General features: G+C 60.7%; 23 protein-coding genes and 1 tRNA gene. 19 read left to right on the top strand and 5 right to left on the bottom strand.

Annotated elements, in window-relative coordinates; genetic code table 11:
- The first annotated feature begins 107 nt into the window (after positions 1-107).
- From rlmD to rpoS, 14 genes are all read left to right on the top strand, one after another.
- On the top strand, positions 108-1430 hold the full coding sequence (rlmD, locus tag KW821_RS12290) for a 23S rRNA (uracil(1939)-C(5))-methyltransferase RlmD (RefSeq protein ID WP_218291637.1): 1323 nt from the start codon (positions 108-110) through the stop codon (positions 1428-1430).
- Between the two features lie 325 nt (positions 1431-1755).
- On the top strand, positions 1756-3966 hold the full coding sequence (relA, locus tag KW821_RS12295; protein WP_218291638.1) for a GTP diphosphokinase: 2211 nt from the start codon (positions 1756-1758) through the stop codon (positions 3964-3966).
- A 79-nt stretch (positions 3967-4045) separates the two neighbouring features.
- Positions 4046-4843 (top strand): nucleoside triphosphate pyrophosphohydrolase, encoded by a 798-nt coding sequence (mazG, locus tag KW821_RS12300; protein WP_218291639.1) that lies wholly within the window; start codon positions 4046-4048, stop codon positions 4841-4843.
- Positions 4844-4984: 141 nt separating this feature from the next.
- On the top strand, positions 4985-6622 hold the full coding sequence (gene pyrG / locus KW821_RS12305; protein WP_042653042.1) for a glutamine hydrolyzing CTP synthase: 1638 nt from the start codon (positions 4985-4987) through the stop codon (positions 6620-6622).
- Positions 6623-6711: 89 nt separating this feature from the next.
- Positions 6712-8010, top strand: coding sequence for a phosphopyruvate hydratase (gene eno, locus KW821_RS12310; protein WP_042653041.1), 1299 nt, complete (start codon positions 6712-6714; stop codon positions 8008-8010).
- Positions 8011-8241: 231 nt separating this feature from the next.
- Positions 8242-8559: a cell division protein FtsB gene (gene ftsB, locus KW821_RS12315; RefSeq protein WP_042653040.1), complete on the top strand. Its 318-nt coding sequence runs from the start codon at positions 8242-8244 to the stop codon at positions 8557-8559.
- Positions 8552-9283, top strand: coding sequence for a 2-C-methyl-D-erythritol 4-phosphate cytidylyltransferase (ispD, locus tag KW821_RS12320; RefSeq protein ID WP_218291640.1), 732 nt, complete (start codon positions 8552-8554; stop codon positions 9281-9283). Before ftsB ends, ispD begins: the two co-directional genes overlap by 8 nt.
- Positions 9280-9756 carry a 2-C-methyl-D-erythritol 2,4-cyclodiphosphate synthase gene (gene ispF / locus KW821_RS12325; RefSeq protein WP_042653038.1) on the top strand — a complete coding sequence of 159 codons (477 nt, stop codon included), beginning with the start codon at positions 9280-9282 and terminating at the stop codon, positions 9754-9756. Before ispD ends, ispF begins: the two co-directional genes overlap by 4 nt.
- Complete coding sequence (gene truD / locus KW821_RS12330; protein WP_218291641.1) at positions 9756-10814, top strand: tRNA pseudouridine(13) synthase TruD; 1059 nt, start codon at positions 9756-9758, stop codon at positions 10812-10814. The genes ispF and truD overlap by 1 nt, the downstream gene beginning before the upstream one ends.
- Positions 10795-11556 carry a 5'/3'-nucleotidase SurE gene (gene surE, locus KW821_RS12335; protein ID WP_218291642.1) on the top strand — a complete coding sequence of 254 codons (762 nt, stop codon included), beginning with the start codon at positions 10795-10797 and terminating at the stop codon, positions 11554-11556. Before truD ends, surE begins: the two co-directional genes overlap by 20 nt.
- 4 nt (positions 11557-11560) lie before the next feature.
- Positions 11561-12178: a protein-L-isoaspartate(D-aspartate) O-methyltransferase gene (locus KW821_RS12340; protein WP_042653036.1), complete on the top strand. Its 618-nt coding sequence runs from the start codon at positions 11561-11563 to the stop codon at positions 12176-12178.
- Positions 12175-12756: a YqaA family protein gene (locus KW821_RS12345; protein WP_218291643.1), complete on the top strand. Its 582-nt coding sequence runs from the start codon at positions 12175-12177 to the stop codon at positions 12754-12756. The genes KW821_RS12340 and KW821_RS12345 overlap by 4 nt, the downstream gene beginning before the upstream one ends.
- A 9-nt stretch (positions 12757-12765) precedes the next feature.
- Positions 12766-13821, top strand: a complete 1056-nt coding sequence (locus KW821_RS12350) for a LysM peptidoglycan-binding domain-containing protein (protein ID WP_218291644.1) — start codon at positions 12766-12768, stop codon at positions 13819-13821.
- Between the two features lie 46 nt (positions 13822-13867).
- The gene (gene rpoS, locus KW821_RS12355; RefSeq protein WP_218291645.1) at positions 13868-14851 is read left to right on the top strand and encodes an RNA polymerase sigma factor RpoS; all 984 of its coding nucleotides are present in this window, start codon (positions 13868-13870) and stop codon (positions 14849-14851) included.
- Positions 14852-14937: 86 nt separating this feature from the next.
- On the opposite strand, the gene tsaD is transcribed toward rpoS, so the two are convergent.
- Entirely contained in the window at positions 14938-15951 is a 1014-nt protein-coding gene (gene tsaD, locus KW821_RS12360; RefSeq protein WP_042653032.1) for a tRNA (adenosine(37)-N6)-threonylcarbamoyltransferase complex transferase subunit TsaD, read from the bottom strand.
- 179 nt (positions 15952-16130) lie between these two features.
- Between tsaD and rpsU the strand changes: the two genes are divergently transcribed.
- The 5 genes from rpsU to KW821_RS12385 all read left to right on the top strand — a co-directional run bounded on the left by rpsU (position 16131) and on the right by KW821_RS12385 (position 21017).
- A complete protein-coding gene (gene rpsU / locus KW821_RS12365; RefSeq protein ID WP_005309452.1) occupies positions 16131-16346 on the top strand; it encodes a 30S ribosomal protein S21 in 216 nt (71 codons plus the stop codon).
- A gap of 15 nt (positions 16347-16361) precedes the next feature.
- On the top strand, positions 16362-16805 hold the full coding sequence (locus KW821_RS12370) for a GatB/YqeY domain-containing protein (protein ID WP_042653031.1): 444 nt from the start codon (positions 16362-16364) through the stop codon (positions 16803-16805).
- 89 nt (positions 16806-16894) lie between these two features.
- Positions 16895-18682, top strand: a complete 1788-nt coding sequence (dnaG, locus tag KW821_RS12375) for a DNA primase (RefSeq protein ID WP_218291646.1) — start codon at positions 16895-16897, stop codon at positions 18680-18682.
- Positions 18683-18865: 183 nt separating this feature from the next.
- A complete protein-coding gene (rpoD, locus tag KW821_RS12380; RefSeq protein ID WP_305729942.1) occupies positions 18866-20761 on the top strand; it encodes an RNA polymerase sigma factor RpoD in 1896 nt (631 codons plus the stop codon).
- Positions 20762-20940: 179 nt separating this feature from the next.
- Positions 20941-21017, top strand: a tRNA-Ile gene (locus KW821_RS12385).
- Between the two features lie 47 nt (positions 21018-21064).
- Here KW821_RS12385 and KW821_RS12390 read toward each other — a convergent pair.
- From KW821_RS12390 to KW821_RS12405, 4 genes are all read right to left on the bottom strand, one after another.
- Positions 21065-21535, bottom strand: a complete 471-nt coding sequence (locus KW821_RS12390; protein WP_218291647.1) for a tetratricopeptide repeat protein — start codon at positions 21533-21535, stop codon at positions 21065-21067.
- Between the two features lie 295 nt (positions 21536-21830).
- On the bottom strand, positions 21831-24407 hold the full coding sequence (locus KW821_RS12395; protein WP_218291648.1) for an alpha amylase C-terminal domain-containing protein: 2577 nt from the start codon (positions 24405-24407) through the stop codon (positions 21831-21833).
- Between the two features lie 363 nt (positions 24408-24770).
- Positions 24771-25325 (bottom strand): cytochrome b/b6 domain-containing protein, encoded by a 555-nt coding sequence (locus tag KW821_RS12400; protein ID WP_218291649.1) that lies wholly within the window; start codon positions 25323-25325, stop codon positions 24771-24773.
- The gene (locus KW821_RS12405; protein ID WP_218291650.1) at positions 25306-25680 is read right to left on the bottom strand and encodes a cytochrome b562; all 375 of its coding nucleotides are present in this window, start codon (positions 25678-25680) and stop codon (positions 25306-25308) included. Before KW821_RS12405 ends, KW821_RS12400 begins: the two co-directional genes overlap by 20 nt.
- Positions 25681-25713 lie beyond the last annotated feature (33 nt).

The following is a 25713-nucleotide window of genomic DNA, read 5'->3' on the forward strand; positions in this document are numbered from 1 at the left end:
CAGCGAGAGCCCTCAGGCCGTATTTGGTCATACTATTATTCTTGTGGGACAATGGCCTGCAGCAGATTCCACAATCATGACATAGCCACCTATAGGCACCAAGTTTTATGGCCCAGTTTTTCAAGCCCCAAAAGAAATCCACCCAGCCCCAACGTATTGAATTTACGATAGACAGTCTGGATCACCACTGTGTCGGGATCGGCCGTCATCAGGGCAAGGCGATCTTCGTCGAGGGGGCGCTGCCCGGTGAGCGGGTCAAGGCTCGCATCATCGATGACAAGAAGCAGTACGCTCATGCCGCCCTGCAACAGCTGGTGACTCCCGCCGACAATCGCATCGCCCCCTTCTGCGCCCATTATCGCGAGTGTGGCGGCTGCAACGCCCAGCACCTGAGTGAGGCTGATCAGCAGGCGGCCAAGGCGGCCGGACTGGTCAGCCTGTTCGAGCGGCTGGGTCAGATCAAGGCGCCGGCCCTCGAACCCGTGCTGACCGGGGAGGCTCGCGCCTATCGCCGGGTCTGCCGTCTGGCCATCAAGTTTGACAAGAATGGCCGCTGCACCCGGGTCGGTTTTCGTCGCCGCCAGTCCAACGATCTGGTGGAGATCACCAGCTGCCCTGTCCTGACCGCCTCGCTGTCGGCGCTCATCAGCCCGCTGCGGGAATGCCTCAATCGCCTCAAGAGCCAGCGCGAGCTGGGACATGCGGAACTGATCCAGGCAGAGCAGGGGATACTGCTGCTGTTGCGCCATACCGGTCGTCCCAACGAGGCGGATCGGGCGCTGCTGACCGAGTTTGCCGAGGCCCAGGGGATCGATCTCTATCTGCAGGCGGCCGACGAGCGCATCGAGCCGCTGCGCCAGCAATTCCAGCCCGCTTACTCATTAGATGGCCTGTCTCTTGCATTCGCCCCCGGGGATTTCATTCAGGTCAATGGCCCCATCAACCAGAGCATGGTGGCCCAGGCGCTGGCATGGCTCGGGGCGACCAGGGCGGACAAGGTGCTGGATCTGTTCTGCGGCATTGGCAACTTCACCCTGCCGCTGGCCCGTCAGGCCCGCGAGGTGGTCGGGGTCGAAGGGGATCTGGCCATGGTGACCCGCGCCGAGGAGAACGCCCGTCGCAATGGCATCGACAACGCCCGCTTCTACAAGGCGGACCTGAGCGGTGATATCGTCGGCATGTCCTGGGCGCGGGAAGGCTTCGATCTGGTGCTGCTGGATCCGGCCCGGCCCGGTGCGCTGGAGGTGATGAGCCATGTGGTGGCACTTTCGCCCAAACGCGTGGTCTATGTTTCCTGTAACCCTGTCACCCTGGCGCGGGACAGCCAGGTGCTGGTGAAGGGGGGTTATCGACTGGCCCGCCTGGGGATGCTGGACATGTTCCCCCACACCGGCCACCTGGAGTCCATGGCGCTATTTGAGCGGGATTGATTAAGGTAATCCGGCGCTGGGTTCGGGGGGAAGAGATGTTGCGCCATGTCGGCCTTCTGACGCCCATGGCGCTGCTTTAGCAGGCATGGATTAAGGTAATCCGGCTCCTGCGGCTGGGGCATTCTGATGCCTATGGCGCTGTTTGAGCAGGAATGATTGGGGTAATCTAGATCCTCAAAAATTGGCCGGCTGTGTGGAGAACCCTGTCACCTGGAAGGTGGCATGCCTTGAAAAGTCTCTCTCACATCCCCATTTGAGGCAGTCATCAGCAGATGAGGGACTGGAAGCATCGGCTTTCGGCCCCACAATTTAAAGGATTGATACCATGGTTGCGGTGCGCGATATTCATTTGAAAGACAATTTCACTCTGGAGGAGTGGGTCGGTTCACTGACTCTGAGTGAGAATGACAAGAATCAACTGCGAACCGCTTACCAGTATTGTCTGACGCTCGGTGACGAGGCGCTCACCAGCCGCCTGCTGGTGCGCGGGGTCGAGATGGTCGGCATCCTGCTGATGCTCAGCATGGACCTTGCCACCCTCAAGGCCGCCATCATCTATCCCTTCGTCGAGGCCGGGCTCCTCAATCAGGAGCGGATGAGCGAGGACTTCGGTCCCAAGATCGCCAAGCTGGTGGAAGGGGTGCTGGAGATGGAGGCCATCCGCTCCCTGCAGACCCTGCACCGCAGCGAAACCTCGCCGGAGCAGGTCGACAATGTGCGGCGCATGCTGCTCGCCATGGTCGAGGATGTGCGCGCCGTGGTGATCAAGCTGGCGGAGCGGATCGCCTGCCTGCGGGAAGCGAAGAAGGCGGATGAAGAGACCCGGGTGCTGATGGCCCAGGAGATCACCAACATCTATGCGCCGCTCGCCAACCGGCTCGGCATCGGTCAGCTCAAGTGGGAGCTGGAAGATCTCGCCTTCCGTTACCTGCACCCGGACACCTACAAGCAGATCGCCAAGCAACTCGACGAGAAGCGTCTCGATCGGGAGCGCTACATCCGCGAGTTTGTGCAGTCCCTGCGCGATGCGCTTGCCGAGGCCGGGGTCGAGGCCGAGGTCTACGGCCGCCCCAAACACATCTACAGCATCTGGCGCAAGATGCAGAAGAAGCACCTCGAATTCAACGAGCTGTTCGACGTGCGTGCGGTGCGGGTGGTGACCAAGCGGCTGCAGGATTGCTACGCGGCGCTCGGCATAGTCCATACCCACTTCCACCACATTCCCCGTGAATTCGACGACTATGTCGCCAACCCCAAGCCGAACGGCTATCAATCCATCCACACCGTAGTGGTGGGGGCGGAAGGCAAGACCATCGAGATCCAGATCCGGACCGAGCAGATGCATCAGGATGCCGAGCTCGGCGTCGCGGCTCACTGGCGCTACAAGGAAGGGGCCCAGGCCGCCGCCAAGACCAGCACCTTCGAGGACAAGATCGAGTGGCTGCGCAAGCTGCTCGCCTGGCAGGAGGATCTCTCCGAGAGCGGCTCCCTGCTGGACGATCTGCGCAGCCAGGTGTTCGAGGACAGGGTCTATGTGTTCACCCCCAAGGGCGATGTCATCGACCTGCCGGCGGGGGCCACCCCGCTCGATTTCGCCTATCACGTGCACAGCATGATCGGCCACCGCTGCATCGGCACCAAGGTGGATGGCCGCATAGTGCCCTTCACCTATACGCTGCAGACCGGCGATCAGGTGGAGGTGATCACCCAGAAGGAGCCGAACCCGAGCCGCGACTGGATGAACCCGAACGCCGGCTTCCTGCGCTCCAGCCGAGCGCGGGCCAAGGTGGCCACCTGGTTCAGGAAGCTGGATAGGGACAAGAACATCGCCGCCGGCAAGGAGTTGCTGGAGAAGGAGCTGGACAGGCACAACCTGACCCTCTCCAAGGTGGACAAGGTGGTGCTCGAGCGCTTCCATGCCGAGGAGCTCGACGATCTGCTGGCCGGCATCGGCAGCGGCGACATCCGCATCAACCAGCTGCTCAACTACCTGGACACCCGCTACAACAAGCCGACCGCCGAGGAAGAGGATCGCCGCCTGCTGGAGAAGCTGGAGCAGAAGGCCAATCTGCCGTTCCGGCCCAAGCCCAAGGATCACATCGTAGTGGAAGGGGTCGGCAATCTGATGACCCATATCGCCCGCTGCTGCCAGCCCATTCCGGGGGACGGCATCCAGGGCTTCATCACCATGGGGCGCGGCGTCTCCATCCACCGGGAGGACTGCGAGCAGCTCAAGGAGCTGTCTCGCCGCAACCCGGAGCGGCTGATCGAGGCGGTCTGGGGGGAGAACTACTCCGGCGGTTATGGTCTCACCATCCGCATTCTCTCCAACGACAGATCCGGCCTGCTGCGCGACATCACCACTGTGCTCGCCAACGAGAAGATCAACGTGATGGGGGTGCGCTCGCGCTCCAATGTGCGCGAGCAGACCGCGGAGATCGACATGGAGCTGGAGATCTACAACATCAACGCCTTCAACCGGGCCTTGGCCAAGCTCAGCCAGCTCAACGACGTGATCAGCGCCAAGCGCCTCTAATGCCTGATAAAAAGTGACCGGCCCCCGTGGCCGGTTGTTCTTTATGACCCTTCTTGAACGAATCGAAAGTGAAGAGCCCATGTCCCAACGTTACGACCTGCCCCAACTGCTCGAGATCATGGCTCAACTGCGTAATCCGCAAGGGGGTTGCCCCTGGGATCTCAAGCAGGATTTCCAGACCATAGTGCCCCACACCCTGGAGGAGGCCTACGAGGTGGCCGATGCCATCGAAACCCGGGATTGGGAAGGATTGAAGGGCGAACTCGGCGATCTGCTGTTCCAGGTGGTGTTCTACGCCCAGCTGGGCAAGGAGCAGGGGCTGTTCGATTTCGCCGATATCGTCGCTACGGTGAGTGAGAAGCTTATCCGCCGCCATCCCCATGTGTTCTCCGATGCGGATCTGGGTGACGAGCAGGCGGTCAAGTTGAACTGGGAGGCGGAGAAGGCCAAGGAGCGCGCCGCACTCGACAAGGAGAGCGTGCTGGATGACATCCCGCTCGCGCTGCCGGCCCTGACCCGCGCCGCCAAGATCCAGAAGCGCTGCGCCACCGTCGGCTTCGACTGGAAGACGCTCGGCCCCGTGGTGGACAAGATCCACGAGGAGATCGAGGAGGTGATGGAGGAGGCGCTGATGGTCGACGTTGACGAAGAGAGGGTCAGCGATGAGCTCGGCGATCTGCTGTTTGCCACCGTCAATCTGGTGCGCCATCTGGGCAAGGATCCGGAGCAGGTGCTGCGGGCCGCCAACACCAAGTTCGAACGTCGTTTTCGTCAGGTTGAACAGTTTATTGCCGCGGAAGGGCTGAAAATGACCGATTGTTCCCTGGAGAAGCTGGACGCAGCCTGGGACAAGGCCAAGGAAACCGAACAAAGTTGATTTGGCGCAAGACGGGGAGGCGGGGAGCCTGATAGATTTTTGTTCATTGTTTGGGAGAGGGGGTTTTGGTATACTGTTTCCCCGTCCTGCTTCATCCCCGAAGCACCCCTTAAAATTCCCTAAACTTCTTTCAGGTTCAGCATGACGACAAAATATATTTTTGTAACTGGTGGCGTTGTTTCATCCCTCGGCAAAGGCATTGCCGCAGCTTCTCTGGCAGCCATTCTGGAAGCCCGTGGTCTGGATGTGACCATCATGAAACTGGACCCCTATATCAACGTGGATCCGGGCACCATGAGCCCGACCCAGCACGGTGAAGTGTTCGTAACCGAGGACGGGGCCGAGACCGATCTGGATCTGGGCCATTACGAGCGTTTCATCCGCACCAAGATGACCCGTCGCAACAACTTCACCACAGGTCGCATCTACGCCGACGTGCTGCGCAAAGAGCGTCGTGGTGACTATCTGGGTGCCACCATCCAGGTCATCCCGCACATCACCAACGCCATCAAGGAGCGGGTGATTGCCGGTGCCGAAGGCCATCAGGTGGCCATCGTCGAAGTGGGCGGTACAGTGGGCGATATCGAGTCCCTGCCGTTCCTCGAAGCCATTCGTCAGCTGGCCGCCGAAGTGAGCCGCGACAATGCCATGTTCATGCACCTGACCCTGGTTCCCTACCTGGCCGCCGCCGGCGAGGTGAAGACCAAGCCGACCCAGCACTCGGTCAAAGAGCTGCTCTCCATCGGGATCCAGCCAGACGTGCTGATCTGCCGCTCCGATCGCGCCATTCCGGCCAACGAGCGTGCCAAGATTGCCCTGTTCTGCAACGTGCCAGAGCGCGCCGTCATCTCCATGAAAGACGTCGACTCCATCTACAAGATCCCGGCGCTGCTGAAATCCCAGAATCTGGATGACTATTTCATCGCCCGTTTCGGCCTGAAGTGCAACGAAGCCGACTTGTCCGAGTGGGAACAGGTTGTCTACGAAGAGGCCAACCCGACCGCGGAAGTGACCATCGGCATGGTCGGCAAGTATGTTTCCCTGCCGGATGCCTACAAGTCCGTCAACGAGGCGCTCAAGCACGGTGGCCTGAAGACCCGTCTGTCGGTCAACATCAAGTTCATCGATTCCCAGGACATCGAGACCCGTGGCTCCGAGCTGCTGGAAGGTCTGGATGCGATCCTGGTGCCGGGTGGCTTCGGCGAGCGTGGCGTGGAAGGCAAGATCTTGGCCGCCCAGTATGCCCGTGAGAACAAGATCCCCTACCTGGGTATCTGCCTGGGGATGCAGGTTGCCATGATCGAGTTCGCTCGCAACGTGGCCGGCATGACAGGGGCTCACTCCTCCGAATTCAAGAAAGATTGCGCCTACCCGGTCGTTGGCCTCATCACCGAATGGGTGGATGAAGAAGGCAACGTCGAGACCCGTACCGAGAAATCCGATCTGGGTGGCACCATGCGTCTGGGCTCCCAGCTCTGCCACCTGGTAGAAGGCTCCAAGGTGCGCCAGATGTACGGCAGCCCGACCATTTATGAGCGCCACCGTCACCGTTATGAGGTGAACAACAAGCTGCTGCCGCAGATCGAAGCGGCCGGCTTGAAGGTGACCGGTCTCTCCGCCGACAAGAAATTGGTGGAAATTATCGAGATTCCGGATCACCCTTGGTTTGTAGCGGCGCAGTTCCACCCGGAGTTCACCTCGACTCCCCGTGATGGACACGCCCTGTTTGCCGGTTTCGTGAAGGCCGCCGGTGAGTATCAGAAGCGTAATCTGAAGTAATTGAAAATAAATGCGGTTGAGGCTCTGTGCCACAGCCGCTTTTTTTGGCATATTTTTGTTGTTTTTTTACGAAACCTGAGGAAATACACATGTCCAAGATCGTTAAAGTGATCGGTCGTGAAATCATCGACTCCCGTGGTAACCCGACCGTTGAGGCCGAAGTTCATCTGGAAGGTGGTTTTGTTGGTATGGCAGCCGCTCCGTCTGGCGCGTCCACCGGTTCCCGCGAAGCGCTGGAACTGCGTGACGGCGACAAGAGCCGTTTCCTGGGTAAAGGCGTGCTGAAAGCCATCGAAGCCGTTAACGGCCCGATCGCTCAGGCTCTGCTGGGTAAAGATGCCAAGGACCAGGCCGCTATTGACCAGATCATGATCGACCTCGACGGTACCGAGAACAAATCCAAGTTCGGCGCCAACGCCATCCTGGCTGTTTCCCTGGCCAACGCCAAAGCTGCTGCTGCCGCCAAGGGCCTGCCGCTGTACGCTCACATCGCCGAGCTGAACGGTACCCCGGGTGTTTACTCCATGCCGCTGCCGATGATGAACATCATCAACGGTGGTGAGCACGCCGACAACAACGTCGACATCCAGGAGTTCATGATCCAGCCGGTTGGCGCCAAGACCCTGAAAGAAGCCATCCGCATGGGTGCCGAGGTCTTCCACAACCTGGCCAAGGTACTGAAGTCCAAGGGCTACGCCACCGCAGTGGGTGACGAAGGCGGTTTCGCACCTAACCTGAAGTCCAACGCCGAAGCGCTGGAAGTGATCTCCGAAGCCGTTGCTGCTGCCGGTTACAAGCTGGGTACCGATATCACCCTGGCCATGGACTGCGCCGCTTCCGAGTTCTACGACGCCGAGAAGAAAGAGTACAACCTGAAGGGCGAAGGTCGTATCTTCACCTCCAATGAGTTCTCCGACTACCTGGCCGACCTGACCACCAAGTTCCCGATCGTCTCCATCGAAGATGGCCTGGACGAATCCGACTGGGACGGCTTCGCCTACCAGACCAAGGAACTGGGTAGCAAGATCCAGATCGTGGGTGACGACCTGTTCGTAACCAACACCAAGATCCTGAAGCGCGGTATCGACAACGGCATCGCCAACTCCATCCTGATCAAGTTCAACCAGATCGGTTCCCTGACCGAGACTCTGGCTGCCATCAAGATGGCCAAAGACGCTGGCTACACTGCCGTCATCTCCCACCGCTCCGGTGAGACCGAAGACGCGACCATCGCCGACCTGGCCGTGGGTACCGCTGCTGGCCAGATCAAGACCGGCTCCATGAGCCGTTCTGACCGTGTTGCCAAGTACAACCAGCTGATCCGTATCGAAGAAGCCCTGGGTGCCAAGGCTCCGTTCCGCGGTCTGAAAGAAGTGAAAGGCCAGTAATTACTGCCTGCACTTTTTAAGCTGTTGAAAAACCCCGCCACTCTGGCGGGGTTTTTTTATGTCCATAGACTGGTTTGCCCACAGTCCGAGCAGATGTCGGGTGAGATGTTTTCGGTGGCGGCCCATGGTCTTTTCGCCTTTTTTGGTCGGCCCTGCCCGTCTGGCTCACCGGCTTCCTTTTGTCTTGCCTGCGAATATGGGAAACTAGGCCGCTTGAAGGAGACTCAGTGCATGCGGCTACTCACTCTTATCCTGCTCTTCCTGTTGGGAGGGCTGCAATATGACTTCTGGCTGGGGAAGAATGGCCTCTCCGACTATCGGGAACTCTCCGATGCCATTCACCGGCAGCAGCAGGACAATCTGGTTCTCAAGGACCGCAACAACCTGATTTATCGCGAGATTGATGATCTGACCTCGGGCCTTGAGGCCATCGAGGAGCTGTCGCGCAACGATCTCGGCTACATCAAGCAGGGTGAGACCTTCTACCGGATCATTCCCAAGGATAATGGCCAGGAGACTGAGCCGGACGGTGCGCCCTACGATGACTGATCGCCACACCGGGCTGACCGCCATCGTTCCCGCCGCCGGGATTGGCAGCCGGATGGGGGCCGATTGCCCGAAACAGTATCTGCAACTGGCCGGCCAGACCATTCTGGAGCACAGTCTCGCCCGGCTGCTGTCCCATCCGGCCATCACTCAGGTGATAGTGGCGCTGGCCCCCCATGACGGCTGGTTCGATGCCCTGCCGGTGGCGGCCGATCCGCGCATCCTGCGAGTCGAGGGGGGGAGCGAGCGCGCCTATTCGGTCCTGAATGCCCTGCATGTGGCGAGCGGGGACTGGGTGCTGGTGCACGATGCCGCCCGTCCCTGCCTCTGCCATGGCGATCTCGACAAGCTGATCGCAGCGGCCCTGACGTGTGATGGCGCCATCCTCGGCAGTCGGGTGCGCGACACCATGAAGCGCACCGACGAACAGGGCAACATAGTGGCGACCGTCGAGCGCGAGCAGCTCTGGCATGCCCTGACCCCGCAGATGTTCCCCACAGCTCCCTTGAGGCGGGCGCTGGAGGAGGGGCTGGCACTGGGCGCCACCATCACCGATGAGGCCTCCGCCATGGAGCGCGCCGGTTATCCGGTGCGCATGGTGGAAGGGCGCGCCGACAATATCAAGGTGACCCGGCCGGAGGATCTCTCCCTGGCGGGGCTCTTTTTAGATCAACAGAATGGGCGCCGGCAGGCGCAACCCGATTCATCGTTCAAGGAGCCATCATGATCCGCATTGGACATGGTTTTGATGTACACCGATTTGGCGGGGTCGGCCCCTGCATGCTGGGCGGGGTGGCGGTGCCGTACGAACAGGGGCTGCTGGCCCACTCCGACGGTGATGTGGTGCTGCACGCGGTGAGCGATGCGCTGCTGGGGGCGATCGGTGCCGGTGATATCGGCCGCCACTTCCCCGATACCGCCGCCGAGTTCAAGGGGATCGACAGCCGTATCCTGCTGCGGGACGTATTTGCCCGGGTGCAGCAGGCGGGTTATGCCATCGGCAATCTGGACGTGACCATCATCGCCCAGGCCCCCAAGATGGCCCCCCATATCGAGGCCATGTGCGCCGTGCTGGCGGCGGATTTGAAATGTGATTTGAACCGGGTGAATGTCAAGGCGACCACCACAGAGCAGCTTGGATTCACGGGGCGCAAGGAAGGGATCGCCACCGAAGCCGTCGTCTTACTGGTGAAACAATAATGTTGGAACAGCTTAGCTATTTGCATGGGGCACCGACTGCCCGCGGTATCCTCAAGGCCGAGGCCGGCGACTTCGTGGTCAATGAGGATCTCGGTTTCGAGCCCTGCGGGGAAGGGGAGCACATCTTCGTGCGGGTGCGCAAGACCGGCGAGAACACCGCCTGGGTGGCGGGCCTGCTGGCCGATGCGGCCGGGGTCAATCGCAACGCGGTGACCTGGGCCGGCCTCAAGGATCGCCACGCGGTGACCGAACAGTGGTTCGGCATTCACCTGCCGGGCAAGGCAGAGCCGGATCTGTCGGTCATCCAGAGCGACAGCATCCAGATCCTGCAGGCCAAGCGTCACAACCGCAAGCTGCGGGTCGGCTACCTCAAGGGCAACCACTTCCGCCTGCGCCTGACCGGGCTGGAGCAGACCGAGGGGTTGGAGCCCCGTCTGCAGGCCATCGCCAGCCAGGGGGTGCCGAACTACTACGGCGAGCAGCGCTTCGGCCGTGGCGGCAACAACCTGGAGGCGGCCAAGGCGATGTTCGCCGGCAAGCGGATCAACGATCGCAACAAGCGTTCCCTCTATCTCTCAGCCGCCCGCAGCATGCTGTTCAACGCCATCGTCAGCGCCCGCATCGAGCAGGGGCTGGCCCATCAGTTGCTGGCCGGCGACTGCGTGATGCTCAAGGGCAGTCACTCCATCTTCAGTGAAGAGACGCTGACCCCCGAGCTGGAGGCGCGGTTGGCCTCCGGCGACGTGCAGCTGACCGCCCCCCAGTGGGGCCGTGGTCGACTGGCCAGTCAGGGGGCCGCCGCCGAGTTTGAACAAGGGGTGCTGGCGGTTTATGGCGACTGGTGCGCTGGGCTGGAGAAGGCCGGGTTGGATCAGGACAGACGTCCGCTGCTGCTGCTGCCGGAGGGGATGAGCTGGACGCTGGACGCCGAGGTCTTGACCCTGTCGTTCTTCCTGCCGGCCGGGGCCTTTGCCACCAGCGTGGTGCGCGAGTTAATGCAGGCCGAAGAGGCCGATCACGGTTTCAGGAACCCAACCGATGCGAATTCTGGTCAGTAATGACGATGGTGTACACGCCGAGGGTATTCGTGCCCTCAGCACTGCGCTGACTGCCTGTGGCGAGGTCATAGTGGTGGCGCCGGATCGCAACCGCAGCGGCGCGAGTCATTCCCTGACGCTGGAGGTACCGCTGCGGGTCACCCGCCTCAGCGAATCCGGCTTTAATGGGATCGAAAGCTATGCGGTCAAGGGCACGCCGACAGACTGCGTGCACCTGGCGGTCAATGAGCTGGTGCGGCCTGAGCCGGACATGGTGGTGGCCGGGATTAACCACGGCGCCAACCTGGGGGATGATGTCATCTACTCCGGTACTGTGGCGGCGGCGACCGAAGGGCGCCACCTCGGTTTTCCTTCCCTGGCCATCTCGCTGGTGGGCAGGACCCACTTCGCCACGGCGGCTCACTATGCCGTCCTGCTGGTGCGGGGCCTGATGCTGCACTCGCTGCCCGCCGATCAGATCCTCAACGTGAATGTGCCGGATCTGCCGCTCAGTCAGGTCAAGGGGATCAAGGTGACGCGCCTTGGCAATCGCCATCGTGCCGAGTCGGTGATCCGCACCGAGGATCCTCGTGGTCAACCCATCTACTGGATCGGCCCCCCAGGCAGCCAGCAGGATGCGGGGGAGGGCACGGATTTCGCGGCCATCGAGCAGGGTTATGTCTCCATCACCCCATTGACCATCGACATGACTGCCTACAGCAGTCTGGCGGGTCTGGGAGCCTGGCTAGATCTGCAGGGATGAAGGTGTGATCGTACAACGCCTTTTGAATCAGCTGATTGCCCAGGATATTCGCGATTTCCGCGTGCTCGCGGCGATTGCGAAAGTACCACGCCAGCTGTTTGTGGACGAGGCCATGGCGCACAAGGCCTGGGACAATACGGCCCTACCCATCGGCCACGGTCAGACCATCTCGCAACCCTACATGGTGGCGCGGATGACCGAGCTGCTGATCCAGAACAATCCGGCCCATGTGCTGGAGATCGGCACTGGCTCCGGTTATCAGACCGCGGTGCTGGCTCATCTGGTGGAACATGTCTACACGGTGGAGCGGATCAAGTCACTGCAGTTCCTGGCCCGGCGCCGGTTGCGTCAGCTCGATCTGCACAATGTCTCGGCCAAGCACGGCAACGGCTGGTTGGGATGGCCCAACAAGGGACCGTTCGATGCCATTCTGGTGACGGCGGCGGCCAGCGAGGTGCCCAAGGCCCTGACCGATCAGCTGGCCGAGGGTGGCAGGCTGGTGCTGCCGGTGGGCGACAGCCAGCAGACTTTGCAGCTGATCGAACGCTCAGGCTCCCAGCTGACCAGCCGGATCCTGGAGCCGGTGCGTTTTGTTCCCCTCATTGACGGAGATGTTGAGTGAAGTTGTTTTCCCGCCTCTATGTGCTGGTGATGCAGTGGGCGCGCCACAAGTACGCGCCTTATTATCTGGCGATCACCGCCTTTATCGAATCCGTATTCTGGCCCATCCCGGTGGACGTGATGCTGGCGCCCATGGCGCTGGCCAAACCCCACCGAGCATGGCACTACGCCGGCTTGGCCACCCTGTTCTCGGTGCTGGGGGCGGTGTTTGGCTACCTGCTGGGCTACGCCCTGTGGGAGCCGGTGGTACAGCCGCTGGTGGTCTCTGTCGGCTATGAGGACAAGATCGCCCTGGCCGAGCAGTGGTTCGAACAATGGGGCATCTGGGTGATTTTCATTGCCAGTTTCACGCCGATCCCCTACAAGGTGTTTACCGTCACGGCGGGCTTGCTCCACATGGCCCTTTTGCCCTTCATTTTGACCTCGTTGATTGGTCGTGGCATGCGCTTCTTCCTGGTGGCGGGTCTGATGCGCTGGGGCGGTGAGAAGATGGAGCGCAGGCTGATGCACTATGTGGATGTGCTGGGCTGGCTCTGTATTGGTTTGGCCATTGCGGCCTATTTCTGGTTTAGTCGTTAAGGATCCACTATGCGTTCGCGTGTTTGGCAAGGAAGTAGTGTCGTCGTGTTGTCATGGCTACTGCTTGCCTGCTCTTCCAGCAAGACTGCTGCCCCGGTACAGAGTCTCGGCAATGACCCCATTGCCTCGACCATCCCGACTCGTCAAAACATGGCCAATCCGGGCATGCAGGGCGGCGGTTACACAGTGGTCAAGGGGGATACCCTCTACTCCATCGCCTTCCGTTCGGGCATGGATGTCGCGTCCTTGGTCAGCCTCAACGGGATCAGCCCCCCCTACAACATCTACCCGGGCCAGCAGCTCAGGCTGGATGGCTCCTCTGCCGCGGTGGCCAGCACCGGCAGTACCAGCAGCGCCGTCAGTGGCGCTGGTACCTATGAGGTGCGCCGCGGCGACACCCTGAGCAGCATTGGGCGTCAGTTCAACGTGTCGAACCAGACCCTGGCGCAGCGCAATAACCTGCAGGCGCCCTATGCCCTGAATGTGGGGCAGGTGCTCAAGGTCGGGTCGAGCGCGACCGGAGGCAGCCAGATGGTGGTGGCTACGGCGGTAGTGGCCAGTTCGGGTCCCAAGCCTATGGCGACCGCCCCGGCAGGTACGACCACTCCGTTCATCGCACAGAAAACGATTGCTCCATCATCTTCAACAGCATACGCTCAGGTCAAAGAACAAAAAACAAGCAGCTCCCAGTCGAAGCTCTCATGGCACTGGCCGACTCAAGGCCGGGTCGTCGAAGGTTTCTCTGTCGCGGAGCAGGGCAACAAGGGCATCGATATCTCTGGTCAGAAGGGGCAACCCATCTACGCCGCGAGTGGTGGCAAGGTTGTCTATGCGGGCAGCGCGCTGCGGGGCTATGGCAAGCTGATTATTCTCAAGCACGATGATGACTACCTCTCCGCTTATGCCCACAACGATGAGTTGCGGGTGAAGGAGGGTGACTCCGTCAAAGGGGGCACTGTCATCGCCAATATGGGTAGCACGGACGCACCGGATGTGCGCTTGCACTTCGAGATCCGGTACAGAGGCAAGTCGATTAACCCGATGAGCTATTTGCCAAAGCGTTAACCCAGAGAGCTAGGTCTTACTCTGGTTCAGGTCAGGGAGACATATCATGAGCCAAGAACAACTGGTAATGCAGGATGCAGAATTAGAGTTCGACGAAGAGCTGGAAACCCATGAGGAAGAAGAGGTTCAGGAAGTTGCCGCCGAGGTTGAGGAGACTATCTCCGACGAATTGATGGTGCCGGAACTGAACAAGGTCATGGATGCCACCCAGCTCTACCTGGGGGAGATTGGGTTCTCCCCCTTGCTCACGGCTGAAGAGGAAGTTTATTACGCCCGTCGTGCCTTGCGCGGTGACAAAGCCGCCCGCAAGCGCATGATCGAGTCCAACTTGCGGCTGGTGGTCAAGATTGCCCGACGCTACAACAACCGCGGCCTGGTGCTGCTGGATCTCATCGAAGAGGGTAACCTCGGTCTTATCCGTGCGGTCGAAAAGTTCGACCCCGAGCGCGGCTTCCGTTTCTCCACCTATGCCACCTGGTGGATCCGCCAGACCATAGAGCGGGCCATCATGAACCAGACCCGCACCATCCGGCTGCCGATCCACGTGGTCAAGGAGCTGAACGTCTACCTGCGTACCGCCCGCGAGCTCTCGCACCGTCTCGATCATGAACCCACCGCCGAGGATATCGCCCATGCGCTGGATCGTTCGGTCGATGACGTGAACCGCATGCTCAAGCTCAACGAGAAGATCACCTCGGTGGATACCCCCATCGGCGGCGATCGCGACAAGGCGCTGCTCGATGTCCTGTCCGATGAGCGCGGCATGGGGCCCGAGCTGGAATCCCAGGAAGACGACATGCGCAGCAGCATAGTCCACTGGCTGGAGGAGCTGAATCCCAAGCAGCGGGAGGTGCTGGCCCGGCGTTTCGGCCTGCTCGGCTATGAGCCGGCCACCCTGGAAGATGTGGGCGCCGAGATCGGACTGACCCGGGAGCGGGTACGCCAGATTCAGGTGGAAGGCTTGCGTCGCTTGCGGGAGATCCTGCTGGGGCAGGGTCTCTCCATCGAGGCCCTGTTTAGAACCAATTAGTCCGTACCAACTGATGGCCGCGGAGCAATCGACAGAGACAACAAAGGGGCCATTGGCCCCTTTTCATTGCGACAGGATCCTCTGGATCACACCGGATCCAGGGTGTCCAGCGGCCAGCGTGGCACCGCCTTGACCGCCAGCGGTTCAAACACCCCGGCCTTGAGGCGCTGCATGCCGGCGTAGGCGATCATGGCGCCGTTGTCGGTGCAATATTCGGTGCGCGGGTAGAACACCTCGCCCTTGAGGCTCTCCATCAGCTCGGCCAGCTGGGCGCGCAGGTGACGGTTGGCGCTGACGCCACCGGCCACCACCAGGCGCTTGAGCCCTGTCTCCTTCAAGGCGCGACGGCACTTGATGGCCAGGGTATCGACCACGGCATCTTCGAAGGCGCGGGCGATGTCGGCGCGGGTCTGCTCATCGTCGGCATTGGCGGCTATGGTGTTGGCGGCAAAGGTCTTGAGACCGGAGAAGCTCATGTCGAGGCCGGGCCGATCGGTCATGGGACGTGGGAAGGTGAAGCGTCCCGTGGTGCCCTTCTCGGCCAGTCTGGAGAGCAGGGGACCGCCCGGATAATCCAGCCCCATCAGCTTGGCGGTCTTGTCGAACGCCTCACCGGCGGCATCATCGATGGATTCGCCCAGCAGCTGATAGCGGCCTATGCCATCGACCCGCACCAGCATGGAGTGGCCGCCGGAGACCAGCAGCGCCACGAAGGGGAAGTCGGGGGCCCGCTCCTCTAGCATGGGCGCCAGCAGGTGACCCTCCATGTGGTGCACGGCGATGGCGGGTTTACCCCAGGCCATCGCCAGCGAGCGGCCTATGGTGGCGCCGACCAGGATGGCGCCAACCAGACCTGGACCCGCGGTGTAGGCGATGCCGTCGATGTCGTCTTTACCCAGTCCCGCCTCTTGCAATGCGGCCTGGATCAAGGGGATCGTCTTGCGGACATGATCCCGGCTGGCGAGCTCGGGGACGACGCCACCGTAGTCCGCATGCAGCTTGACCTGACTGTATAATTGATGGGAAAGGATCCCTTTTTGATCGTCGAAGATCGCGATCCCGGTTTCGTCACAGGATGTCTCTATGCCCAATACACGCATTGCTAAAAAATTTCACTGCTAAAATGAGACGGCTATGGTAACCTTCGCGGGTTTTTTAAACCAGAGCGATCTCTGCGGGTTTACTTTCATTCCCTGTCCAGAGTATAATTTCGCACCATTTTAAGACATGCTGATCGACTGATGGTCAGCTAACAATATATCACTGAGGTGAAAGGCACATGCCAGTAATCAAAGTCCGTGAAAATGAGCCGTTTGACGTTGCTCTGCGTCGCTTCAAGCGTTCTTGCGAAAAGGCCGGTATCCTGTCTGAAGTTCGTAGCCGTGAGTTCTACGAGAAGCCGACTACCATCCGTAAGCGCGCCAAAGCGTCTGCCGTTAAGCGTCACGCCAAGAAGCTGTCCCGCGAAAACGCACGTCGTATCCGCCTGTACTAATCGGGAGATCATGCCGTGTCTCTGAAGGATCAACTCAAGGATCAACAAAAACTCGCCATGCTTGCCAGAGATAAGGCTCGCCTGGGGACGATCCGTTTGTTGATGGCAGAAATCAAGCAGCGTGAAGTTGATACCCGTATCGAGCTCAATGATGAGGATATCCTCGCTGTCGTGACCAAGATGGTCAAACAGCGCCGCGATTCCATCAGCCAATTTGAAGCTGCCGGTCGTCAGGATCTTGCCGACAAAGAGTCCGCAGAGATCTTGGTGTTGCAGGAATTTCTGCCGCAACAGCTGACCGCAGACGAAATTGCCGCACTGATCGAGCAAGCCATCACTGAAAGTGGTGCTGCCGTCATGGCTGATATGGGCAAGGTCATGGCTGTCTTGAAGCCGAAGATTCAGGGGCGTGCCGATGTCGGCGCCGTCAGTGCTCAGGTGAAAACCCGCTTGGCGTAACAGGCATTTCTCTTGTTAGTCGAAAGAAGCCGTGCTTCCCTGTGAATGCGCGGCTTTTTTATTTTTCCGAGTAATGAAACAGGACGGTTATGGCAGGCAGGATCCCACAATCCTTTATCGATGATCTGCTCGTACGCACCGACATCGTCGAGTTGATCGACTCGCGAGTGCGGCTGAAAAAGGCCGGTAAGAACTATCAGGCTTGCTGTCCTTTTCATAACGAAAAAAGCCCCTCTTTCACCGTCAGCCAGGAGAAGCAGTTCTACCACTGTTTCGGCTGTGGCGCCCACGGCAACGCCATCGGCTTTGTCATGGAGTACGACGGACTCGAATTCCCCGATGCCATCGAAGAGCTCGCCAGCATGCAGGGTATGCAGGTGCCTCGCGAGCAGAGCCTGGGGGGCTCGGCCAGTTCCCAACCCGCCGTCAGCAAGGATCTCTATGAGCTGATGAGCCAGATTGCCCGCTTCTACGAGAGCAATCTCAAGGGGGCTCCTCAGGCGGTGGAATACCTGAAGGGACGCGGTCTGACCGGGGAAGTGGTCAAGCGTTTCAACATCGGCTATGCCCCGGGTGACTGGGATCAGGTCAGGCGGCGCTTTGGATCCAGTCGGGATCACGAACAGCTGCTCATCTCCGGCGGCATGCTGATCCCCCGCGACAGCGGCCCCGGCAGCTATGATCGCTTCCGCGATCGCATCATGTTTCCGATCCGTGACAAGCGGGGCCGGGTCATCGGCTTCGGTGGACGGGTGTTGGGGGATGGCACTCCCAAGTACCTCAACTCGCCGGAGACCCCCATCTTCCATAAGGGGCGGGAACTGTTCGGCCTCTACGAGGTGAAGCAGGCACACAAGGATCCTCGCCGGATCCTGGTGGTGGAAGGCTATATGGACGTGGTGGCGCTCGGCCAGTACGACATCGACTATGCGGTGGCTGCGCTGGGCACCGCTACCACCAGCGACCATATCCACACCCTGTTTCGCACCACGGCCGAGGTGATCTGCTGCTACGACGGTGACAAAGCTGGTCGTGAGGCGGCCTGGCGGGCACTGGATAATGCACTCTCTCATCTGCAGGACGGGCGCGAACTCAAGTTCGTGTTCCTGCCGGATGGAGAGGATCCGGACTCGCTGGTGCGCCAGATCGGTAAGGAGGGCTTCGAGGCCCTGCTGGATGAGGCTCAGCCTTTCGCCGACTTCATGTTCGAGCGTCTCGGACGGGATGCAGCCCTCTCCGGCGAGGCGGGCAAGTTTGAGGTGGCCAACAAGGCCGCCGAGCTGATCCGCCGCGTGCCGGAAGGCTTCACCCGCGAGGGGCTGATCACCCGGCTCTCCAGCATGATGCGCTGGGGGGAGAACAAGCAGCGGATCGCCGAGCTGTTTGCCCGCAATAGCCAGCCCAAGGGGGAGGTCAACAAACCCAAGGCCGCCAAGTTGACACCGCTGCGCCGAGCACTGGCGCTGATGATCCAGTACCCGTCGGTAACGGCCGAGTTGCCACCCATGCCGGAGCTAGCCGGGCTGCGGGTGCAGGGCATCAAGTTCCTGTTGCAGCTGCATCAGCAGATCCTGTCCCAGCCGGCTGTCACCACCGGCATCTTGCTGGAGCATTGGCGCGGCACCAAGGAGGGAGAGATCCTGGCCCAGCTGGCGATGCACGACCTGTTTGAAGAGATAAAGCTCGATCAGGAGCCGGATATCCTGGGTGAACTGCAGGATACCTTCGTCGGTTTCATCAACCAGTTTCTGAAGCAACGGATCGAAGAGTTGCAGGCCAAGGTGGCGCAGGAAGGGCTAAGCTCTGAGGAGAGGCAGGAGCTGATGATGCTGATCAGAGAGGTGCAGATTGAGAAAAGAAATGAGAGTGGGGCTTGATATTTGAGTGTTTAGTCTCAATATAAATACCGTTGCCCGAATCGACGGGATTAAAAGCAAATATTGTATAACCGCCTGGCCCCGACAATACTGCGGGCAGGGGTTTCTCATGACCGACGCCGCAACCAGACATAGCATGTCTGGCGGTTTTCTATTAGAATTGGCTATTTGCGCAGCAGCGCACTGTACGCGCAACCTAGCAACACCAACCGGATGAGTTCTATGGAGCAAACCCCGCAGTCTCAGCTTAAACTCCTCGTTGCCAAAGGTAAAGAACAGGGCTACCTGACCTATGCCGAGGTGAACGATCACCTCCCGCAAGACATTGTCGACTCTGACCAGATCGAAGACATCATCCAGATGATCAACGATATGGGTATCCAGGTGGTGGAAAACGCCCCGGACGCCGATGATCTGATCATGGCCGAAGGTGGTACCGCCGATGAGGACGCTGCCGAAGCAGCGGCCCAGGCTCTGGCATCTGTTGAATCTGAGATTGGTCGCACGACCGATCCCGTCCGCATGTACATGCGGGAAATGGGTACCGTCGAACTGCTGACCCGCGAAGGCGAAATCGACATCGCCAAGCGGATCGAAGACGGTATCAACCAAGTACAAAGCTCCGTTGCCGAGTACCCTGAAGCTATCACTTACCTGCTCGAACAGTATGACAAGTACGAAGCCGAGCAGCTGCGTCTGTCCGATATCATCTCCGGTTTTATAGACCCCAATGAGGCTGATGATGTGGCGCCGACCGCCACTCATATTGGCTCCGAGCTCAGCGAAGACGATCTGGCTGACGAAGACGAAGACGAAGACGAAGACGAAGATGAAGACGGTGACAACTCCGACGACGAGGGGGACGGTGGTCCGGATCCTGAAGTCGCCCGTGAGAAGTTCGGTGAACTGCGTGCCCAGTACGAAGTCACCCGTCTCTCCATTCAGAAGAATGGTCGTGCCCACGACGACACCCAGGCTGCCATCGCCCAGCTGGCCGATGTGTTCCGTCAATTCCGCCTGATGCCCAAGCAGTTCGATCGCCTGGTCAACAACATGCGCGAGATGATGGAGCGGGTGCGGGTGCAGGAACGCATCATCATGAAGCTCTGCGTTGAGCAGGCCAAGATGCCGAAGAAGACCTTCGTCGCGGCCTTCACCAACAATGAGTGCGAGACCGCCTGGTTTGAATATCAGAAGCAGGCAGGCAAAGCCTGGTCGCCGCGTCTGGTCGAGATGGACGAAGATGTGCTGCGCGCCATCGGCAAGCTGCAGCAGATCGAAGAGGAGACCGGCCTCTCCATCGCCCAGATCAAGGATATCAACCGTCGCATGAGCATCGGCGAGGCCAAGGCCCGTCGTGCGAAGAAAGAGATGGTCGAGGCCAACCTGCGTCTGGTTATCTCTATTGCCAAGAAGTACACCAACCGCGGTCTGCAATTCCTGGATCTGATCCAGGAGGGCAACATCGGTCTGATGAAGGCGGTAGACAAGTTTGAATACCGTCGTGGCTACAAGTTTTCTACCTATGCCACCTGGTGGATCCGTCAGGCCATTACCCGCTCCATCGCGGATCAGGCCCGTACCATCCGTATCCCGGTGCACATGATCGAGACCATCAACAAGCTCAACCGTATCTCCCGCCAGATGCTGCAGGAGATGGGTCGTGAACCGAACCCGGAAGAGCTGGCCATGCGCATGGGCATGCCGGAAGACAAGATCCGCAAGGTGCTGAAGATCGCCAAGGAGCCCATCTCCATGGAGACGCCCATCGGTGATGATGAAGACTCCCACTTGGGTGACTTCATCGAAGACACCACCTTGGCACTGCCGGCGGATGCGGCGACCAGCGAAAGCCTGCGCAACGCGACCCGCGAAGTGCTGGCTGGCCTGACTGCCCGTGAAGCCAAGGTGTTGCGGATGCGTTTCGGGATCGACATGAACACTGACCACACCCTCGAGGAAGTGGGCAAGCAGTTCGACGTGACCCGTGAGCGTATTCGTCAGATCGAAGCCAAGGCACTGCGCAAACTGCGCCACCCGAGCCGCTCGGAAGTGCTGCGCAGCTTCCTGGACGAATAGTCCTGAAGCATTGCCCTGAGCTGTCTCAAAAGCCCCGCCATGCGGGGCTTTGTTTTATCCGGGAGCCAGGGCGCAGAGAGATTTGCTGGCGGGTGGACAAAAACTCGCCAAGTGGTTGATCTGCCTATGGACGGGTTATCACACATCCCCTATAATCCACGCCGCAAAACCAAGATTCTGGCCCCTTAGCTCAGTTGGTTAGAGCAGTCGACTCATAATCGATTGGTCGCCTGTTCAAGTCAGGCAGGGGCCACCAAATTCAGACAAAGCCGCTCTTATGAGCGGCTTTGTCGTTTCAGGCGTTCACCAGCGCCGGTCAAGATCCTCGGCGTAGAGCGCGATGGCGCGCCTATAGGGGGTGAGGTCGGGATCCGTCATCGTGACGGCCAGCACGGCCAGCAGGCTCTCCATTCCCTCCTTGTGGTGGCCCAGGTTGTAACAGGCCATGGCCCTAAACACCCTGAACTCGGCGGCGTCGGGGAAGCGGGCCAGCCCCTGCTCGAAGGCGGCCAGGGCCTCCGTATACTGCCCGGTGCTGCGATAAGAGCTGCCGAGACCCAGCCAGGCGCCGCGCAAGGAGGCCTCGCTCAGTCCCAGCGCTATGGCCTTCTGGTAGAGGGGAATGGCCTGGGTCTCGCGCCCGAGCGTGTCGTGCAGGCAGGCCACCTCATAATGCAGCTCGGCGTGCTGCGGGTGCTCGATGAGTTGCAGCAGACCGTGTTGGCGAGCCTCTTCAATCCGTCCCTCGGCCCTGAGGGTTTCCAGCTGTTTCATATGCGCTCCTGCATGGGGATGTCGTTCCAGTATGCCTGCGAGTCAGCGGCCGGGAAATGGGGAAGAGAGGGCCATGCATCCGCCGCGCTGGCAGAGATAAGCAGCAGGCGGGCGCCAATGGCGACGGTCAGGCCGGCTGGAGACGGAGCAAGCCAGGGGGGCTCTCGAGGCGAGTCCCGCCGGGCCGCACGCTGATCGCATGGGGCACCTCGCGGATAAAAAAGGCCTCCTGCCCAGGGGGAGGAGGCCATGCTGGTGAGCATGCAGGCGCGGGGCGTCACCGCCCCTCGCCGGCTTACTGGGCGCTCAGGCTGTAGGCCAGGGTCTGGTCGTTGAAGCGAACCAGATAGGCACCGATCACCGCGCTGGTGATGTCGGCCCCTGCCGACTCGGCCACGCCGTCCTTGTTGCTGTCGCCGTAGTTCTGGCTCCAGTCCCCCTTGACGTCGAACTTGAAGCGCTGACCCCCGTTGGCATCACCGGCGCCGCTGAAGGTGATGCTGGCCTGCCACAGGTGGTCGCCGACCAGGGTCAGGGGGGTGGTGCCCCAGGCGTTGGGGGTGCCGCGCAGGTTCAGGCTGGCGAAGTTCTTGGCATAACCGACGCTGACCGGGCTCAGGCTGTACTGCAGGCTCTGGTCGTTGAAGCGCACGCGGTACAGGCCGGTGACGGTGGTGGCGATGTCGGCCCCGGCCTGCTCGGCCACGCCATCCTTGTTGGTGTCGCCGTAGTTCTGGCTCCAGTCCCCCTTGACGTCGAACTTGAAGCGCTGGTTGGTCTGACCGTCGAAGCTGATTTGCGCCTCCCACTGATTGTCGGCGATCAGGGTCATGGCCAGTGCGCCCCAGCCGTTGGGGGTGCCACGGAAGTTCAGGGTCGGCAGCACGCTGGTGTAGCTGCCGTTGCTGTCGGTGACGTTCACGGTGGCGCTGGCGCTGGCGGTCAGCCCCTCTGCGTCGGTGACGGTCAGAGTGACGGTGTGGGAGCCCAGGGTATCGAACTGGACTGTCTCGGTCTGGGCGCTGCCGCCGGTGGACCAGCCGTAGCTCACCACACCGGCATCATCGCTGGAGGTTGAGCCATCGAACACCACGCTCTCCCCCAGCTTGACGCTGATGGCCTTGGGCGAGAGGACGGCGACGGGGGCCTGGTTGGCGTTCAGGGCGGTCAGGGTGTAGCTGAGATCGCTCTCCTTGAGGGAGACACGATACTGGCCGATGCCACTGAGGTAGATGTCCTTGGTGCTGCCTTTGTCGGCGATGCCATCCCCTTCGTTGTCGCCATAGTTTTCGGTCCAGTTGCCGAAGACGTCGAACTTGAAGCGCTGGGCCCCGGTGGCATCACCGGCGCCGGTCAGGTTGACGATGGCGGACCAGATGCGGTTGGCATCCACCTGCATGGGGGTGTTGCCCCAGGCGTTGTGGGTGCCGCGCAGGTTCAGGCTGCTGAACCTGTTGCCCGGCAGGGTTGTCCCGCCACAGGGGCTGGCCTTGGTGCAGCCGGCCAGGATGGCGGCGGCCTTCATGCCTGCGAGGTTCAGGCTGGCCTTGCCGCTGCCGTCGACCTGGATATAGGCGCCGCTGCAGTAATCGTTGCCGCTCAAGATGTTGCAGTACTCGCCGGCCGGCAGGCCGGTCTGCACCGAGGCCACCAGGCTGCCGCTCTCGTTGTTGATGGCGACGAAGCCCTTGTCACCCCGGCTGAAGGCGATCTGGTTGTTGCCGTTGTCCCACCAGTTGCTGACCGCAGTGCCCTCGGTTCTGTTGTGGAACAGGGCCATGTTCATGATGGTCGGACGGCGCTGCTCGCAGTTCCACTGGCTGTCGGAGCAGGGCGTGCTGCCCGGCGCGCCCTTGTCGGTCTCGTACTTGCCCATGTCGGCGAAGCGGTAGCCTGACATCACCTGCTTCCAGCCATAGGGCCAGGCCATCATGAAGACGTTGGCCAACTCATAGCGGGTGCCATTCATGAAGGTGAGCATGCCGCCACCGCCGTGGCCGCGTTCGCGGTCGTGGTTGACCACGAAGATGAAGGACTTGTCGGAGGGGAGCAGGCCCCAGCTCTCCCCCAGGGTCTTGAGGTTCTTGATCTGGCCGTTGAAGTTGGCGGCGAGGCTGGTGCCGTATTTGAAGTCGGTGACCCTGTCGATATAGGTGTAGCGGTTGGGCTGAATCTCGGCGGATTCCCCACCGGCACCTATCACCTCCAGATAGGCCTTGGGACTGCCTGCCTTGTCGAGGATCGCCTTCACCTCGCTGGGGGCCATGTGCTTGGCCGCGTCGACGCGAAAACCGGCAACCCCCCAACCGAGCAGGGTCTTCATGTAGGTGGCGATCTGCTCCTGCACGTAGGTGGATCCTGTGTTCAGATCCGGCATGCCGTAGAGGGCGCCGTTCCAGACGTTGTTGCTGTCGCCGTAGTTGGTGATGTCACCGCTGTGGTGGAAGTCGTTGTAACCGAACTGGGGATACTGGAACTGGCCGGAGTTGTAGCTGCCGCCGCCGGTGGCGGTGCCCGTGCCCGAGGCCAGCTGGTTGAAGACGGCGTCGGCGTAGATCTTGACCCCGGCGGCGTTGCAGCGGGTGATCATGCTCCTGAGCTCCGCCTCACTGCCACCGAAGCTGTTGAAATTCTTGAAGCTGACCGGCTGGTAGACGGTCCACCAGTACTCGCTCCCCTGCTTGTGCTCGGCCGGCGGCGTGATCTGGACGCCCCCGAACCCCTTGGGACCGAGCACCGTCTCGCACTCGTTGGCGATGTCGTTGAACTTCCATTGGAACAGATGGACCATGACGCCTTCGGCGGTGGCGGAGTGGCTGAATGAGCCAAGCGCCGCGGCGAGCAGGGCGGTTCGAAACAGTGTGTTGTGCATGACGATTTTCCCTTCGATTTTGTTATTGGTTTTCACTGCCTGAATCTCGAACGGACGACGAACAACTCTCGTTCGGTTCAGTAGCATTGATGAAATCCAGCTGGTTGAAAATCGAGCAGGCGTAATTAGTTAAAAACTGTGAATGAAAATGCTTTCATATGGCACTTGCCAGGCCCCTGGCAGAGCGGGGTGGACGAGGCGGCTCAGCACCGCCATCCGGTGCAAGTGGGCTTTCGGTTGTGGTGAGGAGGGGAATAGCAGGAAGATAAGAGGTGAGTGCTCCCCTATGCAGGCGAAGGTGTTAGCGGGTCAGCGATGGCAGGGCGCGGTGAATGCACATCGCCCTGCCATGGGGTCCCGGGCTCAGGAGTGTGGCTCTTGCTGTCGGACCGGGGTGGCGCGCTGGCGCATCGGCAGCATGCGGGCCAACAGATTGCTGCGCTGGCGCCAGGAGGTGTAGACGATGGCGCACAGGTGCAGGGCAATCAGCCCCTGCAGCGCCCAGGTACACCAGACATGCCAGTCGTCGGCCCCCAGTTCAAACCCCGGCTCGGTGTTTTGAAACCAGCCGGTGCCCGCGGTGGCCAGGATGAGCAGCCAGAGTGCCCAGACCGCCAGCTTGCCGCTGCCGTGATGGCCGGGGGCTGCGGGGGCCCGTTCACGCAGCGCCAGGGCCTGCTGGCGGAAGTCCTCCCGGTTCGGGATGAGGGCGCTCAGGCGGGCGTGGCCCCTGGCGAAGGAGAGTCCCCACCCCAGCCGCAGGCTGATCAGGATGATGGCCAGGTAGCCGAGACGCTCGTGCCAGGTCTCTCCCGCCTCGTTGAACCAGAGGTTGGCGACGCAGGCCGCCGCCACCCCCCAGTGAATGAGGCGGACCAGGCTATCCCAGCGAAAAGGCTCAGCCTTTCTGCTTGGCATAAGTGTGGTACTCCTTCTTCAGGTCGTTGATCTTGGCCAGATGCGCGCGGGCCTTCTCCTCATCACCGGCCTGCAGGGCGGCCAGGCTGGCGTCCAGCTCGGTCTGCACCTCGCCCATGCCTTCGAGGAACTTATCCTTCTTGGCCGTGGGCATGTTCTGCTCTTTGGCGATGTCGAGCTGGGCCTTCATCTCCTTGATGTGCTTCTCCATGGTGGCGGCATCGCTGGCCTTGAGTGCCTGCTTGTAGTTGAAGCCGATCTTCTTCATCGGCTGCTCCAGATCGCCTGCCATGGCGGGCAGGGTCATCAGGCCAAACATCAGGGGCAACAGCAGGGGGCGCACAGTTTTCAACATGGGATTTCCTTATGGGACTACGACATTGTGGGT

Origin of the sequence: Aeromonas sp. sif2416, assembly GCF_019218665.1 — a bacterium.
Taxonomy (GTDB): Bacteria; Pseudomonadota; Gammaproteobacteria; order Enterobacterales; family Aeromonadaceae; genus Aeromonas; species Aeromonas encheleia.